Here is a 14,004-nt window from a genome sequence, read left to right on the forward strand (position 1 = left end):
CGGGCGCGGCGGCACCGTCTGCACCTGCGGGAGCGCGTCCCGCGCGGCCGCCCGCGGCCGCCCGCGCCGCGCCCGCGGCGCCGGGACGGTCTCGGCGGCGGGGTCCGTCGCGGCCTCGTCGGCGGCGGCTTCGAGGACCGGCTCGGCCGGGGCCTCGAACATCGGCACGAGGCTCGGCAGGACGCGGCGCACCGGTGCGTCCGGCACCTTCCGTTCCGGGCGCGGCGCCGGTGCCGCCTGAGGGGCGGGCGCGGGTGCGGGCGGCGCGAGGGCGGCCTGCGCCAGTTCCGGCCACAGGATCTTGTCCGGGCGCGGCCGCGCCTCGGTGGCAGTCAGCGTTGTGCGGGCCGAACGGGTCTGCTTGACTTCGACCATGAACGGTCGCGCGCTGCGGCGCTTCATGTAAGATGATCCTTGGAAGCATTCGAGCGCGCATGTCGGCGGCACGAACACACCGAGGTTAAGCCTGATCTCGGCCGTTGTCCAGAAAGACGACGTCGTACTGGTCAAATTTCTCTTTAGTCGAGATGGGCCGCGGTCGTTTCCAGGCCTCGGGTCGTGAAACCGAAGGCGTGATCGCCCGAGCACCTGCGGACACTGCCCCGTCGCCGCCCGGCGAGGGGGCGATCCGCTGCGGGGCGATCTGTTGCGGGACGGGCGTCGCGCGCGATCGGGTCGTCCGGGATCAGGCGGCCTGCGCCTGCGCGGGCGCCGGGCGGCGCCGCAGGGGACCGGGCGCCCCGAACAGGGACTGGTACAGCGCGGCCGGCGTCCGCGCCTCGCCGCTGCCGTCCGTGATCGTCACCTCGGCCATGCCGGCCGCGATCAGGCTCATGCCCTGATCCAGGGCGGTCAGGACCGAGGCGTGCTGGTAGGCGAACCGGCGCGCGGACAGGCGTGCGGTGACGGTGAAGTGCATGACGACGATCCCGGGAAGCCGGACCCGCCGGGTCCGGACGGCAACGGCGCGCGCGACGCGCTCGGGTGAGAACGGGGCTCCGGCAACGCCGCTGCCGGTCCCGCACCTGCTCGCGGCCAATAAAGTCGTTATCTTGACGAAAGCTTGTTCATCCCCGCTTTGCACGACCAAGGCGCACAATTAGCGGCGGGATTTAGTGGTTGCCGCCGCGCCGCTGCCGTCACGCTTCAGTTCAGGCGGCGGCGCCGTTCCGCGACCTGCCGCCGGGCCAGCCGTCGCCCCAGCGCCATCAGCAGCGCGTCCGCCTCGGCCTTCAGGGCCGGATCGCCCAGCGCCGCGACGGCGTCCTGCGCGGCGAGGGCGTGCTCGACCGCCCGGTCCAAGGGCGTGTCGCCGAGGTCGGGCGCGGTCGCGCCGCCGATCGCCTCGCGCGCGCGCAGCGCCGTGATGTCCACGAGGATCCCGCGCCCGCCCGTCGGCCGGCCGCGACGGTCGCTGGTGAAGCGGCCGCGCGCCAGGACCCAGCGCATCCGGCCGTCGACGGAGATCACCCGGTACTCGGCGACGTAGGAACTCCCCGCCGCGACGCTGCGGCGGATCAGGGTGTCGACCCGGTCGCGGTCGTCGACGTGGATGGCCTCCTCGTAGACGGCCAGCGGGATGCCGGATTCCGCCGCGGTCGGATCGACCTTGAACAGGAGGGCCACCAGGGCGTCGACCCGCACCCGGTCCGTCGCGGGGTCCCACGCCCAGTGCCCGATCATGTCGGCGGAATCGAGCGCGATCTGGAAGGCTTCGGGACAGGTCTGACCGACGGACGCGTTGGTCTTGGGCATGGCGGTGTACGTGTGCGGCTCCGGTCCGGTCGATCTACGGGTTCGGTGGCTGCAACCTCAAGACTTCTTTGACGCATTCATGCAACTGTTGCGTGCTGGCCACTCGCGTCCCGCCGGTCTTCTGTATTATGAATGCTCGAGCCAGCCCGCGCGCCAGAGCCTGACCGCCGATGGGATCGAAGTCACCTGTCCGGAGCGGATCCTCCGGGGCTGCGGCGCCCGAGGACGACCTGTTCGAGCGCTCCGCACCGCCGCACGCGCCGGGTGCCGGGCGGCTGCTGCAGCGGATCGCCGACGCGCTGCAGGTTCCGGCCACCTCCCTGTACGGCCCACTGGGCGCGGAGCGGGGCGCCGGCGTCGCGGGCGGGCGTGCCGACGAGGCCGACGCCCTGCTGCATGCCTACCGGCGCATCGACGATCCCGAGATCCGCCGCCGCGTCCTGACCCTCGTGCAGGATCTGGCCGCCGCACGCTGACCGGTGCGCTGACCGGTGCGCCCGTGATGCGCTTGTGATGCGCTTGTGATGCGCTTGGCCCGCCGCGTGCTAACCTGAGCGGGATTGCAACGCTCGGGCGAGTCGGCATGCTGAACAGACGATCCTTCATGGCCCTGTCGGGGGCCGCCCTCGCGACCCCGGCGCTGGCGCAGGGCAGTGCCGCCCGGACGCTCAAGTTCATCCCGCAGGCCGACCTGACGGTGCTCGATCCGATCTGGACGACCGCCTACGTCACCCGGAATCACGGGCTCGCCGTCTTCGACACGCTCTACGGCACCGATGCCGCCTACGCCGCCCAGCCGCAGATGGTGGCGGGCCACACGGTGGAGAACGACGGCAAGCTGTGGCGCCTCACCCTGCGGCCCGGGCTGACCTTCCACGACGGCAGCCCGGTCCTGGCCCGCGACTGCGTGGCGAGCGTCGCGCGCTGGGGCAAGCGCGACGCCATGGGCCAGACGCTCATGGCGTACACGGACGAGCTCTCGGCCCCGGATGACCGGACGATCCAGTTCCGCCTGAAGAAGCCCTTCGCGCTCCTGCCGGACGCGCTCGGCAAGGTCGGCTCCTCGATCTGCGCCATCATGCCGGAGCGTCTCGCCAAGACCGACCCGTTCACGCAGGTGACCGAGATGGTCGGCAGCGGCCCGTTCCGCTTCAAGGCGGACGAGCGCGTGGTCGGCGCCCGGGTGGTCTACGAGCGCTTTGCCGGCTACGTCCCCCGCGAGGGCGGCGAGCCGCAATGGACCTCGGGCCCGAAGCGCGTCCACGTCGACCGGGTCGAGTGGAACGTCATCCCCGACCAGGCGACCGCCGCCTCGGCCATGCAGACGGGCGAGATGGACTGGTGGGAGCAGCCGCCGGCCGACCTCGTGCCCACCCTCCGCGGGCTGACGACGCGGATCACCGACCCGACCGGCCTGATCGGCTGCCTGCGGATGAACCAGCTCCAGCCGCCCTTCGACAATCCGGCGATCCGGCAGGTGCTGCTCAAGGTCGTCGACCAGACCGACTTCATGCAGGCGGTGACCGGCACCGATCCCAAGCTGATCCACGTGCCGACGGGCTTCTTCTGCCCGGGCCTGCCCATGGCGAGCGACGTCGGCCTCGACGCCCTGACCAGCAAGCGCGACTACGCGGGCGCCAAGGCGGCGCTGGCGGCGGCCGGCTACAAGGGCGAGAAGGTGGTGCTGATGGGCGCCTCGGACTTCCCGAGCCTGAAGGCGCTCGCCGACGTGGCGGCCGACATGCTCACGCGCGCCGGCTTCAACGTCGACTATCAGGTCATGGACTGGGGCTCGGTGGTGCAGCGGCGCGCCAAGAAGGAGCCGGTCGCCCAGGGCGGCTGGAGCGCCTTCTGCACCTTCTGGGCGGGGCTCGACCAGGCGAATCCCGCGGTCAGCGCCTTCCTGCGCGGGACCGGCCAGAGCGCCGCGATCGGCTGGCCCACCAGCGCGAGGATCGAGGCGCTGCGGGACCAGTGGCTGGACGCCCCGGACACCGCCGCGCGCAAGCGGCTCGCCGGCGAGCTTCAGCAGCAGGCCTTCGCCGACCTGCCCTACCTGCCCCTCGGCCAGTACTTCAACCAGACCTCGTACAAGCCGTCCCTGACCGGCGTCCTCGACGGCGTGCCGGTGTTCTGGAACGTCAAGAAGGGCTGAGGCGCAGGGGTCGCCCTCTTTCAAGACCTCGGAACGTGGGCGCGGGATCAGCGGCTCCAGGTCCGTGCGTGCGCGCCTTCTCCGGGTACCCGAACGCGGAGAGGGTCGCGGTCCGGCGACAGGGATCGCGCAGAACTGGCTCCGTGCCTTTGCGAGCGCAGCGAAGCAATCCAGCTGCGCCAAGCTTGACCGATGTCTCGCATCCCTGGGTTGCTTCGCTGCGCTCGCAAAGACGAACAGGCCATCGGCATCCCTACAGCCCCGCTGCACGAGCCTACTGTGTCGCCGGCACGGCGTAGTTCAACGGTATCCTGCCACACGAATACGCCGTTCCCTCCAACAAGTCCGATCGATTGAAGCCGCGCGAGCGCTTCCCAGCCGCATCGGGAACGGGGTAAGCAGATTCGGCACAGGTCACCGCCAGAGATGACCGGCCCGCGAGGAAGCCCGAGATATCCGTCTCACCGCCATCGCGGCGGTGCATCGACGCCCTCGACGCCGCGCGGAGTCCATGACGCGACGAGGACACGCTCGATGACAGGCTTGGCGACAGGCTCTCCGGACGAGGCCGCCCTGGAACGCTCGGCGATGCGCAGGATCGGCTGGCGGCTCGTGCCGTTCCTGATCCTCGCCTACTTCGTCTCCTTCCTGGACCGCGTGAATGTCGGCTTCGCGGCGATCCAGATGAACCACGATGTCGGCCTCTCGGCGACCGTGTTCGGCTGGGGCGCCGGCATCTTCTTCCTCGGCTACTTCCTGATGGAGATCCCCAGCAACCTGATGCTGGAGCGCTTCGGGGCGCGGCTGTGGATCGCCCGGATCATGGCGACCTGGGGGCTCATCTCCGCCGCCATGGCCCTGGTGCAGGGGCCGTGGTCGTTCATCGGCCTGCGCTTCCTGCTGGGGCTCGCCGAGGCCGGCTTCTTCCCCGGCGTGATCCTCTACCTGACCTACTGGTTCCCCTCCGCCTACCGGGCGCGGATCATCGGGGTCTTCATGATCTCGATCCCGATCTCGTCGTTCCTGGGCTCGCCGATCTCCGGCGCGCTGCTCAACGTGACGGGGTTCGGCCTCGCCGGCTGGCAGTGGCTGTTCATCCTCGAGGGCCTGCCGGCGGTGTTCCTGGCCGTCGCGGTCCTGTGGCTCCTGCCGGACGGCCCGCGGGACGCGGCGTGGCTGCCGGCGGCCGAGCGGGACTGGCTGGAGCGGCAGCTCCGGGCCGAGGCGGCGCGCAACACCCGCAGCGGCCAGCCCGCGAAGCCGCCGCTCTGGGACATCCTGCGCGACCGGCGGCTCGCCCTCTTCGCCGCGATCTATTTCGGCTCGACGGCGAGCAGCTACGGGCTGTCGTTCTGGACGCCGCAGATCGTCAAGAGCTTCGGTCTCGGCAACGTCGAGACCGGGCTCCTGAACAGCATCCCGTACGGCTTCGCGTCCCTGGCGATGGTCCTCTGGGGCCGGCACAGCGACCGGACCGCCGAGCGGCGCTGGCACCTCGCGCTCTCGTTCCTGATCCTGGCGCTGGGGCTCGCGGGCGGCACGGTCCTGTCGGGGCTCGGCCCGGTCGTGGCGGCCCTGACGATCGCCGCCATGGGCGTCTACATGCTCAAGGGCCCGTTCTGGGCGCTCGCGACCGAGCAGATGCCGCCCGCCACCGCGGCGGCGAGCATCGCGGCCATCAACGCGGTCGGCAATCTCGGCGGCTTCCTCGGCCCCTACCTGATCGGCGCGATCAAGGACGGGACCGGCAGCTTCACTCTGAGCCTCCTGCCGCTCGTGATCTTCGCCCTGCTCTCGGCCGCCCTGTCGCTGGTGCCGGGCCGCGCCCCGCGCCCCGACTCGGGCGCGCCGCGGCCGTCGGCCGTCTGAGCCCGCGGCGAACCGAGTCCGGGACCGGCCGGTTGGCCCGGTGCGGCCGCCGCCCGGCGCTGCGACGGCCCGGACTGGACCGGCCCGGACCGGACCGGACGGGGTCCCGCGGGCCGTGACCGCGCCGCCGCCAGGAGATCGCCGTGCCCGAGCTCAACGCCATCCTGGAGACGGCGCTGTACGTCGCGGACCTCGACCGCGCCGAGGCCTTCTATCGCGACACGATGGGGTTGCGCTGCCTCTTCACCGACTTCCGCATGCGCGCCTTCGACGTCGGCGGCCGCGGCGTCCTCCTGCTCTTTCCGGAGGGCGGGTCCCTGCAGCCGATCGAGACGCCGGGCGGTCTCATACCGCCCCATGACGGCCGTGGCCCGGCCCATATCGCGTTCTCGATCGACGCCGACGCCCTCGCGCCCTGGGAGGACCATCTCGCGGCCGCCGGCGTGGCCGTCGAGGGGCGCACCCGCTGGCCGCGGGGGGGCGTCAGCGTCTACTTCCGCGACCCGGACGGGCACCTGCTCGAGCTGGCCACACCCGGCCTCTGGAAGGGCTACTGAGGCGGCGCCGGGTCAAGTCCAGGTCGACGCCGGGGCGAGGCCGGGGCGAGGCCGGGTCGCGTCCGGGCCGGATTCCGGGCGCCCGAACGGCGAAGGGGCCGCCTCCTGTGGGAAGCGGCCCCTTCGCGTTTCGGGTCGGGTGCGACGGTCGGGGTGCGAGCGTCGCACCCGACCGTCGCTTGTCGGTCTCAGTAGGAGCCGAACTTGTAGTTCAGGCCGGCGCGGACGACGGCGAACTCGTCGGAGCGGCGACCGATGCCGCTGTAGACGACCGGGAAGTTGTTGGCGGCGTTGATGACGAACGCGCCCTGGTTGCGGGTGTTGCGGTCGAGGTTGACGTACAGGCCTTCGACCTTGAGCGTGACGGCCGAGGAGCGGAAGAAGTTCAGGAACGAGTCGGTGGGCAGGGCGTACTCGATGCCGCCGCCGACGGCCCAGCCGGTGCGGAAGCTGTCGTTGCCGGCATAGCCGCCGAAGGAGCGGTCGGCGCTGCCCGAGCCGTAGGCGAAGCCGCCGGTGCCGTACACGAGGGTGCGGTCGAAGGCGTAGCCGAGGCGGCCGCGGACGGTGCCGAAGAAGTCGAGGCTGGAGAGGCCGCGCGGGTCGGTGACGTAGTAGCCGGGGGCGAGCGCGCCGGAGATGAAGGCGCTGTTCCGGTTACGGCCGAAGTCGAGGTACTGGGCGTCGGCCTCGACACCGATCACGAGGCCGGAGCCGGGGGTGATCTGCCAGTTGTAGCCGATCTGGCCACCGCCGGAGAAGCCGTCCTGGCTGCGGTTGCGGAAGGAGGCGACGGTGCCGGGGGCAGCGTAGGGGAAGGGGACGGCGAAGGTGTTGCCGGTGTTGCGGTCGCTGGCGTCGAAGGCGTAGCCGGCGTTGATACCGAAGTAGGCGCCGGTCCAGGTGAAGACCGGGACGGGGGTGAACACCGGCGGCGGGGCGGCGCGGCGCGGCAGGTCGGCGGCCGAGGCGGCGCCGGTCAGGAGAGCCGTGGCGGCGCTCGCGAGCAGAAGCTTCTTGATCATCTGGTCCTCTGTCTCCCGTTGGACGGGATGTGTGCGGGGCGGACAGGACGTCAGGATGTGCGGGCGCGATAGTGCATTGTTGCAACAGCGCCGGCGGGGGTCCGGAGCCGGTGGACCGAAAGGTGCGCTGGAGCACATCATCGCGGCGTCGTGATCCGGTGTCGCGGAACTATTTCGCGACTTCTATCGCGGAGTTCCGCCGCGACGACCAATATGCGGAGGTCGCGGCAGCTCATCTCCGCGCGGCGGCGCGCGATCTCGGTACGCCCGATCCCGTCGGCGAAGCGCTTGATCCAGGTTGTTGCCCACCGGGCCGGTGCCCGCCACGCTCGCGCAACGACACCACACGGATTGTTGCCCGATCGATCGGAGTGCTCGCCGCCGCCGCCCCATGGATGAACTCTTCCTGGATCCCGCCTCGGGTCTGGTTCGGGCCTCCCACCGTCTGGCGGCTGCCCATTCTCTGGAGGACACGGTCGCGATCCTGCGCGAGACCGCGCGGGCGATCGCGGGCTCCGACGGGATCGCGGTGGTCCTGCGCGAGGGCGACGTCTGCTTCTACGCCGCCGAGGACGCGATCGAGCCGCTGTGGCGCGGCCGCAGGTTCCCGCTGACGAGCTGCGTCTCGGGCCGCGCGATGCTCGACGCCGCGACCATCGTGATCCCGGACATCGAGCACGATCCCCGAGTGCCGCTCGCCCTCTACCGCCTGACCTCGATGCGCAGCCTCGTGATGGTGCCGATCGGCGCGCCCGAGCCCGTCGCCGCGCTCGGCGCCTACTGGTGCGCCTCGGTCATCCCGGACGACGCGACGGTCCGCCGGCTCGAGGACCTGGCCCGGCACGCGGCGGCCGCCCTGGCGCGGCCGCGTCCGGCGGGGTCGTGACGGTCGAGGCCGCACCAGGGCGGCCGCGGGATCCCGTTCGGGCCGGGATCGATCGGCCGTCCCGGCCGTTCCCCGCCCTCAAGGCCCCGCACGGAAGACCCAGACCCGCCACATGAAGCGCCTCACCCTCATCGGCATCTTCATCGTCCTGCTGCTCGCCATCGTGGCGATCGCGGCCACGTGGTCGAAGGTCACGCCCGTCAATCCGGCTGTCGCGCCGGACACGTCCGCGACGCCCAACCCCACCGGCGAGCGGAAATGAGGCCGCGCTGACGCATCGCCCGGTACGCCGGTCCCGGCGACCGCGCCGGGAACATGCGGGGACCTCCCGCCTTGGCCCTACACGAAGGACCGCAGGGAGGGACGGATGGGACAGGATGTCGACGCCGCACGCGAGGCCCTGGGGACGGTCCCGCCGGGCCGGCCGGCAGCCCCGGAGAAGCGGGCCGACCCGGCGGCCGGCGGCAGCGGTCCCCACGCCCCGGGCCCCGTTGATCCCGGCTCCGACGCGGCGCCGGAGAGCGGCGGCTACGACACCCGACCGCCCGCGCCGCAGCCCGACAACCGGAAGGGCGGATACGGCGCCGGCTGAGGCGCCCCGACCCCGTCTCTAGCCATCGCCGCCCGGGGCACGCCGCCGCCTCCGTGCCGGTTCGCGGCCGGTTCGCGCGGCTCGCCCGACACGGTCGGTCGGGGCTGCCGCGCGGGCAGCCGGATCATCCGCGACCGCGCGCCGCGATCCCCGACGGTGTCCGACCGGGTCGACGGGCCGCGCGCCCGCGCGGTGCCAGAAAATCTCGAGATATTCATCGAGTCTTCGTTCTATATTTACGCTGTTTAAACCCTTACCGCGCCCAAACCGTGGGAACGTAAATCGCTCGCTGGAAGTCCGATCATGAATGAGAGCTTCGATGAGACATCCAACACCTTGGCCGTAATGACCGCCGAGCTTGTGGCCGCCTACGTGTCGAACAATCCGGTGCCGGCCGCGGAGCTTCCGGCCCTGATCGCGCGCGTCCACGGCGCGATCAGCGGGCTCGTCGCCGGGACGCCGGCGGCGCAGGCCGGCGCGGCCCCGCAGGCCGAGGTCGAGAAGCCGAGCGCGGCCCAGATCCGCAAGTCGGTCCGGCACGACGGGATCGTCAGCTTCATCGACGGCAAGCTCTACAAGACGCTGAAGCGCCACTTGGCCAGCCACGGCCTGGATCCGCGCAGCTACCGCGACAGCTACGGCCTGCCGACCGACTATCCGATGGTCGCCCCCGGTTACGCCGAGCAGCGCTCCGCCCTCGCCAAGGCGATCGGCCTGGGCCAGCCCGGCGCCATGGCGCGGCGCGGCGGCACGGACCACTGATCCCCGACAGGCGCGTCGCCGCCCGGGCGGCGAGACCGCCGGCTGCCCGGCCGACCGCGCGGTCATCGCCGGGCGGTCAACCCTCCGGGCCGGCGCGGCGCTTCTCCCGGACCCCGCCCGCCCCGGTGCGGCCGCGGGCGTAGCCCAGCGATATCAGCCCGCCCTGCCGGGCGAGGCGCCGCTCCAGCGCGTCGAGATCGACCAGAGCGTCCGCGATGGCCGCGACGAGCGCGGCCCACGCGTCACCCTTCGCCGCCCTGTGATAGGCCACGGCGATCGTCTCGGCCTCCCTGAGACGAATCTCCGCAGGGGCCGCCCCGGGATCTGGGTGCATCGCCGTCCGAATCCGTATAGAACATATCACGAACAAAGCGCATCGGCGCGGTGGGTTCAACCGCGGATGCGCCCCGTTCCCGGATCGCGGTGGAGTGCTGTGGATTGATCGAGGGAAGCTCAATGCCGACGCGGCTTTACCGCTTCCACTGCACGGACGGCCACGAGCTGGTGACCGACCTGCGCGGCAGCCGGTTTCCGAACGCGGCGCAGGTGCGGGCCCACGCCGATCGTGTCGCGCTCGCGCTGATGGAGCGGGTCGTGGAGCGGTTCGACTGGTCGGGCTGGCAGGTCGAGGTCTACGACGCCAAGGGCCGCCGGGTCTGGATCCGGGCCTTCCCGGATGTGTGCGTCGACAGGCGGGCCGCCTGAGACGGGTGGCCGAGCAGAAGGAGAAGCAGATGGCGTTCAAGCCGAGATCCGCCGCCGAGACCAAGGCGCGCGACCTGGGTCTGGCCCTGGCCCGGATCGCCGAGGACGCGGGCACGCCGGCCCATATCGGCGTCGACCGCTTGCGGCGCGCGAGTCCCCGGCTGACCCCGCTGGCAGTGGGTCAGATGGTGCGCCGGGAGCGGGACACCGTCGAGGCGACCCTGGCCGAGCGCGGTCTGGCGCTCGTCGACTATTCCGATCAGGGGCCGGGTCGCGGGATGGAATTCGTCATCGACGCGGCGGCCTGAGCGGCGCGGGTCAGGCCGCCGCCGGGCGGCTCCGCAGCAGGCGGCCGACCAGGCGGAACGGCAGGAGCGGCAGCTTGATCAGCGCCGTGACCACCAGCACCGCCACGACGGTGAGAAGCGCGAGAACAGAGTTCATCATGCGCGTCGGACTCCCATGACCGGCTCGCCCCTCGGGCCGGGAGCGCTACGAGGCGCCCGGATCACGGCGAGACTATGGACGGTCGGGCGCCATTCGGTCGCAGCCGGACATCCGAGCGGGGCACTGGATACCGGGCCCCGTTCGGGCGGTTCTTCCCGGCAGGCCTGCCCCGGTCAGGCCGCCACACGCGGAGAGGAGTTCGGTATGCGCACGCGTCTCGCCGGAAGATCGGCCGCGCTCGCGGCCGCGGCCGCGCTCTCGGTGATCGGGTCGTCCGCGGCCCCCGCCCGGGCACAGCCGGCGGCACAGGCGCAGGTGGCCGTGCGCTACGCCGCGCCGGAGCGGTTCACCGATGCCGAGAACCGCTTCGGCTCCGGGCAGCCGCTCCGGGTCACCCTGGCCGAGCTGACCCGGATCTTCACGGATCTCGGCACGGCGCGGCTCCGCCCCGACGAGCGTCTCGACATCACGGTGCTCGACGTCGATCTGGCGGGCTTCGACCGGCCCGGCTTCGCGACCCCGACCGGCCTGCGGGTCGTGACGGACGCCACGCCGCCGCGGATCCGCCTCGCCTACAGCCTGCGTCGCGGCGGCCGCACCGTGGCACAGGGCGCGGACACGGTGACGGACATCAACTTCCTGCTGACGTCCAATCCCCGCTTCTCCACCGGCGGCCTCTACTACGAGCGGCAGATCCTGCGCGACTGGTTCGCCCGGCGCTTCCCGGAGCCCGCGGGCCGCGGCTAGAACCCGCCTGCCGGCCCGACGACGCGACCGGGCCGGAGCCGGCGGCGCCCCTACCGGGCAGAGGAGCGGTGTAGTAGCGTCGGCGTGACCCGCCCGCCGGGCCGGCCGACCCGACCGGCCGCGGACCGGGCTTCCACCCTCTGCGCTCGCCCGAGCCGGAGTCTCACGAGTCGGTCACCGCATGAGCGAGGCCCGCATCTTCTCGGCCGGCTGCAGCGAACTCGCCGACCTCGTCCGGAGCTTCGACTGGGCGAGGACGCCGCTGGGTCCCATCGCCGACTGGCCGCAGAGCCTGGTCTTCGCGGTCAGCACGCTGCTGCAATCGCCGGTGCCGATCGTGCTGCTCTGGGGCGAGGACGGCATCATGATCTACAACGACGCCTATTCGGGCTTCGCGGGCGGCCGCCATCCCGAGCTCCTCGGCTCGAAGGTGCGCGAGGGCTGGCCGGAGGTCGCCGACTTCAACGACAACGTCATGCGCGTCGGCCTCGCCGGCGGGACGCTGTCGTACAAGAACCAGCAACTGACCCTGCACCGCTACGGCCGGCCCGAGCCGGTCTGGATGAATCTCGACTACTCGCCGGTCTTCGGGGAGGACGGGCGCCCGGCCGGGGTCATCGCCATCGTGGTCGAGAGCACCGAGCGGGTTCTGGCCGAGCGCCGCCTGCGCGCGAGCGAGGAGCTGTTCCGCACCCTCGCCCAGGGCATCCCCCAGCTCGTCTGGCGCGCCGCGATCGACGGGGCCTGCATCTGGTCGAGCCCGCAATGGCACGCCTATACCGGGCAGACCGACGCGACGAGCCTGGGCTGGGGCTGGCTGGCGGCGGTCCATCCGGACGATGAGGCGGTCGCCGCGGCCGCGTGGCGCGACGCGCCGGTGAGCGGCCACCTCTCCTTCGAGCACCGGCTCCGCAACGCCGCCGAGGACCGGTTCTGCTGGTTCCAGACCCGGGCCGCGCCGGTCCGCGACGCGCAGGGCCGGATCGTCGAGTGGCTCGGCACCTCGACCGACATCGACGATCTGCGCCAGCTCCAGGAGCGGCAGCAGGTCATGGTCGCCGAGCTGCAGCACCGGACCCGGAACCTCCTCGGCGTCGTGCGCTCCATCGCCAAGCAGACCATGGCCCAGACCGGGCCCGGCGAGACGTTCCGGCAGCGGTTCAACGATCGCCTGTCCGCCCTCTCGCGGGTCCAGGGCCTCCTCTCGCGCTCCGATCAGGAACCGATCACGCTCCGCTCCCTGATCGAGACGGAACTCGCCGCCCTCGACGCCCCGGCCATGCCGGCGCGCATCCGGCTGCACGGGCCCGTGGTGCGGCTGCGCAAGGCGACGGTGCAGACCTTCGCGCTGGCCCTGCACGAACTCGCCACCAACGCGCTGAAATACGGCGCGCTCACCACCGCGCAGGGACGCCTGAGCGTGACGTGGCGGACCTACCGGGCGGACGACGGCGGCGGCCGGCTGCTGGTGGAATGGGTGGAGGAGGGTCTCGTTCGCGGACCGGAGCTGGCGGACGCGGCGCCGCGGGGCGGCTACGGTCGGGAACTGATCGAGCACGCCCTGCCCTACGCCCTGAAGGCGACGACCAGCTACGAACTCGGCGCCACGGCGCTACATTGCTCGATCAACATCCCGCTCCCCGAGGGAGAAGCCGCAGGCAACCCCGCATGACCTCGAAACCACGCGCGCTGGCCGGCAGGCGGGTCCTGCTCGTCGAGGACGACTACTTCATCGCCGTCGATCTCAAGTCCGGCTTCGAGGAAGGCGGCGCCCAGGTGCTGGGTCCGGTCGCGAGCGTCGGCGAGGCGCTGGCGCTGATCGCCGGCACGACCGAGATCGACGCCGCGGTCCTCGACATCAACCTGCAGGACGAGCTCGTCTATCCGGTGGCCGACGCGCTGCACGCGCGCGGCGTGCCCTTCCTGTTCGCGACCGGCTACGATCCAGTCGCCGTGCCGTCGCTCCACGGCGCCGTCGCCCTGTGCCAGAAGCCGATCGACCCGCAGGTCGTGGCGCGGGCGCTGTTCGGCTGACGTTCCCCGGCTGTCGGTGGCGCGGGCCGCGGCGGCGCGGCGGATGTTTCCCGTGAAACATCCGCGCGGGCATCGATTCCCGCGCCGCTGCGGGCGCCGCGCGTCAGCGATCGCCGAAGAGGCGCACGATCGCGCCGGCGGCCAGCCACAGGCCTCTCAGGAGCCACCAGACCAGCCGGCCCGCCTGGACCAGCAGCTCGACGGCTTCGAGACCGTCGAGCACGCGCCGGAAGAAGCCGCGCCGGCGGGCTGCCGGTGCGGGCTCGGGCGGTGGCTTATCCGGGCCGTCTCTCCCGCGCATGCGCGCCTCCGGACCACGGCGCCGGCCGGGTAAAGGCGGCGCCCCTCACCACGCGGCCTGGAGGCCTGCGGTGAACACCTGGGCGGTGGCGCCCGGGCGGACGTCGCCGGTGTAGCCCACCGACAGCCGCACGCCCTCGGCGACCGCCCCCGTCAGGCTCACCCCCAGA

20 protein-coding genes are annotated in these 14,004 nt (G+C 72.2%); 13 read left to right on the forward strand and 7 right to left on the reverse strand.

Annotation, left to right across the window (positions count from 1 at the left end):
- From ACLBX8_RS30785 to ACLBX8_RS30795, 3 genes are all read right to left on the reverse strand, one after another.
- Nucleotides 1–402: hypothetical protein (locus ACLBX8_RS30785; protein ID WP_447701312.1), on the reverse strand; the 402-nt coding region annotated here is incomplete at its 3' end.
- A 283-nt stretch (nt 403–685) separates the two neighbouring features.
- Nucleotides 686–919 (reverse strand): hypothetical protein, encoded by a 234-nt coding sequence (locus ACLBX8_RS30790; RefSeq protein ID WP_100252464.1) that lies wholly within the window; start codon nt 917–919, stop codon nt 686–688.
- Between the two features lie 227 nt (nt 920–1,146).
- Complete coding sequence (locus ACLBX8_RS30795) at nt 1,147–1,755, reverse strand: PAS domain-containing protein (protein WP_056533577.1); 609 nt, start codon at nt 1,753–1,755, stop codon at nt 1,147–1,149.
- 170 nt (nt 1,756–1,925) lie between these two features.
- Here ACLBX8_RS30795 and ACLBX8_RS30800 point away from each other — a divergent pair, with 170 nt between their 5' ends.
- The 4 genes from ACLBX8_RS30800 (at nt 1,926) to ACLBX8_RS30815 (ending at nt 6,336) form a co-directional block, all read left to right on the forward strand.
- Nucleotides 1,926–2,231, forward strand: a complete 306-nt coding sequence (locus ACLBX8_RS30800; protein ID WP_056533575.1) for a hypothetical protein — start codon at nt 1,926–1,928, stop codon at nt 2,229–2,231.
- A gap of 107 nt (nt 2,232–2,338) precedes the next feature.
- Nucleotides 2,339–3,910, forward strand: a complete 1,572-nt coding sequence (locus tag ACLBX8_RS30805) for an ABC transporter substrate-binding protein (protein WP_447684051.1) — start codon at nt 2,339–2,341, stop codon at nt 3,908–3,910.
- 534 nt (nt 3,911–4,444) lie between these two features.
- The gene (locus ACLBX8_RS30810) at nt 4,445–5,779 is read left to right on the forward strand and encodes an MFS transporter (protein WP_447716331.1); all 1,335 of its coding nucleotides are present in this window, start codon (nt 4,445–4,447) and stop codon (nt 5,777–5,779) included.
- A 143-nt stretch (nt 5,780–5,922) separates the two neighbouring features.
- Nucleotides 5,923–6,336: a VOC family protein gene (locus ACLBX8_RS30815; RefSeq protein WP_020094093.1), complete on the forward strand. Its 414-nt coding sequence runs from the start codon at nt 5,923–5,925 to the stop codon at nt 6,334–6,336.
- Nucleotides 6,337–6,524: 188 nt separating this feature from the next.
- On the opposite strand, the gene ACLBX8_RS30820 is transcribed toward ACLBX8_RS30815, so the two are convergent.
- On the reverse strand, nt 6,525–7,361 hold the full coding sequence (locus tag ACLBX8_RS30820) for an outer membrane protein (RefSeq protein WP_427508936.1): 837 nt from the start codon (nt 7,359–7,361) through the stop codon (nt 6,525–6,527).
- A gap of 391 nt (nt 7,362–7,752) precedes the next feature.
- Between ACLBX8_RS30820 and ACLBX8_RS30825 the strand changes: the two genes are divergently transcribed.
- The 4 genes from ACLBX8_RS30825 to ACLBX8_RS30840 all read left to right on the forward strand — a co-directional run bounded on the left by ACLBX8_RS30825 (nt 7,753) and on the right by ACLBX8_RS30840 (nt 9,601).
- Complete coding sequence (locus tag ACLBX8_RS30825) at nt 7,753–8,247, forward strand: GAF domain-containing protein (protein ID WP_447701311.1); 495 nt, start codon at nt 7,753–7,755, stop codon at nt 8,245–8,247.
- A 112-nt stretch (nt 8,248–8,359) separates the two neighbouring features.
- Nucleotides 8,360–8,509 carry a hypothetical protein gene (locus ACLBX8_RS30830; protein WP_020096531.1) on the forward strand — a complete coding sequence of 50 codons (150 nt, stop codon included), beginning with the start codon at nt 8,360–8,362 and terminating at the stop codon, nt 8,507–8,509.
- A gap of 105 nt (nt 8,510–8,614) precedes the next feature.
- The gene (locus ACLBX8_RS30835; RefSeq protein ID WP_020096530.1) at nt 8,615–8,839 is read left to right on the forward strand and encodes a hypothetical protein; all 225 of its coding nucleotides are present in this window, start codon (nt 8,615–8,617) and stop codon (nt 8,837–8,839) included.
- Between the two features lie 303 nt (nt 8,840–9,142).
- Nucleotides 9,143–9,601 (forward strand): MucR family transcriptional regulator, encoded by a 459-nt coding sequence (locus ACLBX8_RS30840; protein WP_447701310.1) that lies wholly within the window; start codon nt 9,143–9,145, stop codon nt 9,599–9,601.
- A gap of 76 nt (nt 9,602–9,677) precedes the next feature.
- Here ACLBX8_RS30840 and ACLBX8_RS30845 read toward each other — a convergent pair whose 3' ends face one another.
- Nucleotides 9,678–9,935: a hypothetical protein gene (locus ACLBX8_RS30845; protein ID WP_447716332.1), complete on the reverse strand. Its 258-nt coding sequence runs from the start codon at nt 9,933–9,935 to the stop codon at nt 9,678–9,680.
- A gap of 122 nt (nt 9,936–10,057) precedes the next feature.
- Between ACLBX8_RS30845 and ACLBX8_RS30850 the strand changes: the two genes are divergently transcribed.
- Together ACLBX8_RS30850 and ACLBX8_RS30855 are read left to right on the forward strand one after the other, a co-directional pair.
- Entirely contained in the window at nt 10,058–10,306 is a 249-nt protein-coding gene (locus ACLBX8_RS30850; RefSeq protein WP_020096527.1) for a DUF6894 family protein, read from the forward strand.
- Nucleotides 10,307–10,335: 29 nt separating this feature from the next.
- Nucleotides 10,336–10,614 (forward strand): hypothetical protein, encoded by a 279-nt coding sequence (locus tag ACLBX8_RS30855; RefSeq protein ID WP_026605481.1) that lies wholly within the window; start codon nt 10,336–10,338, stop codon nt 10,612–10,614.
- A 10-nt stretch (nt 10,615–10,624) separates the two neighbouring features.
- Here ACLBX8_RS30855 and ACLBX8_RS30860 read toward each other — a convergent pair whose 3' ends face one another.
- Nucleotides 10,625–10,753 (reverse strand): hypothetical protein, encoded by a 129-nt coding sequence (locus tag ACLBX8_RS30860; RefSeq protein ID WP_020096525.1) that lies wholly within the window; start codon nt 10,751–10,753, stop codon nt 10,625–10,627.
- A gap of 204 nt (nt 10,754–10,957) precedes the next feature.
- On the opposite strand from ACLBX8_RS30860, the gene ACLBX8_RS30865 reads away from it, so the two are divergent.
- The 3 genes from ACLBX8_RS30865 (at nt 10,958) to ACLBX8_RS30875 (ending at nt 13,534) form a co-directional block, all read left to right on the forward strand.
- Nucleotides 10,958–11,500 (forward strand): DUF3016 domain-containing protein, encoded by a 543-nt coding sequence (locus ACLBX8_RS30865; RefSeq protein WP_091982126.1) that lies wholly within the window; start codon nt 10,958–10,960, stop codon nt 11,498–11,500.
- Nucleotides 11,501–11,681: 181 nt separating this feature from the next.
- Entirely contained in the window at nt 11,682–13,172 is a 1,491-nt protein-coding gene (locus ACLBX8_RS30870) for a sensor histidine kinase (protein WP_447716333.1), read from the forward strand.
- A complete protein-coding gene (locus ACLBX8_RS30875) occupies nt 13,169–13,534 on the forward strand; it encodes a response regulator (RefSeq protein WP_042672258.1) in 366 nt (121 codons plus the stop codon). Before ACLBX8_RS30870 ends, ACLBX8_RS30875 begins: the two co-directional genes overlap by 4 nt.
- 103 nt (nt 13,535–13,637) lie before the next feature.
- On the opposite strand, the gene ACLBX8_RS30880 is transcribed toward ACLBX8_RS30875, so the two are convergent.
- Complete coding sequence (locus ACLBX8_RS30880; protein WP_331297516.1) at nt 13,638–13,835, reverse strand: hypothetical protein; 198 nt, start codon at nt 13,833–13,835, stop codon at nt 13,638–13,640.
- Nucleotides 13,836–14,004 lie beyond the last annotated feature (169 nt).

It is taken from the genome of Methylobacterium sp. D48H (assembly GCF_053345715.1).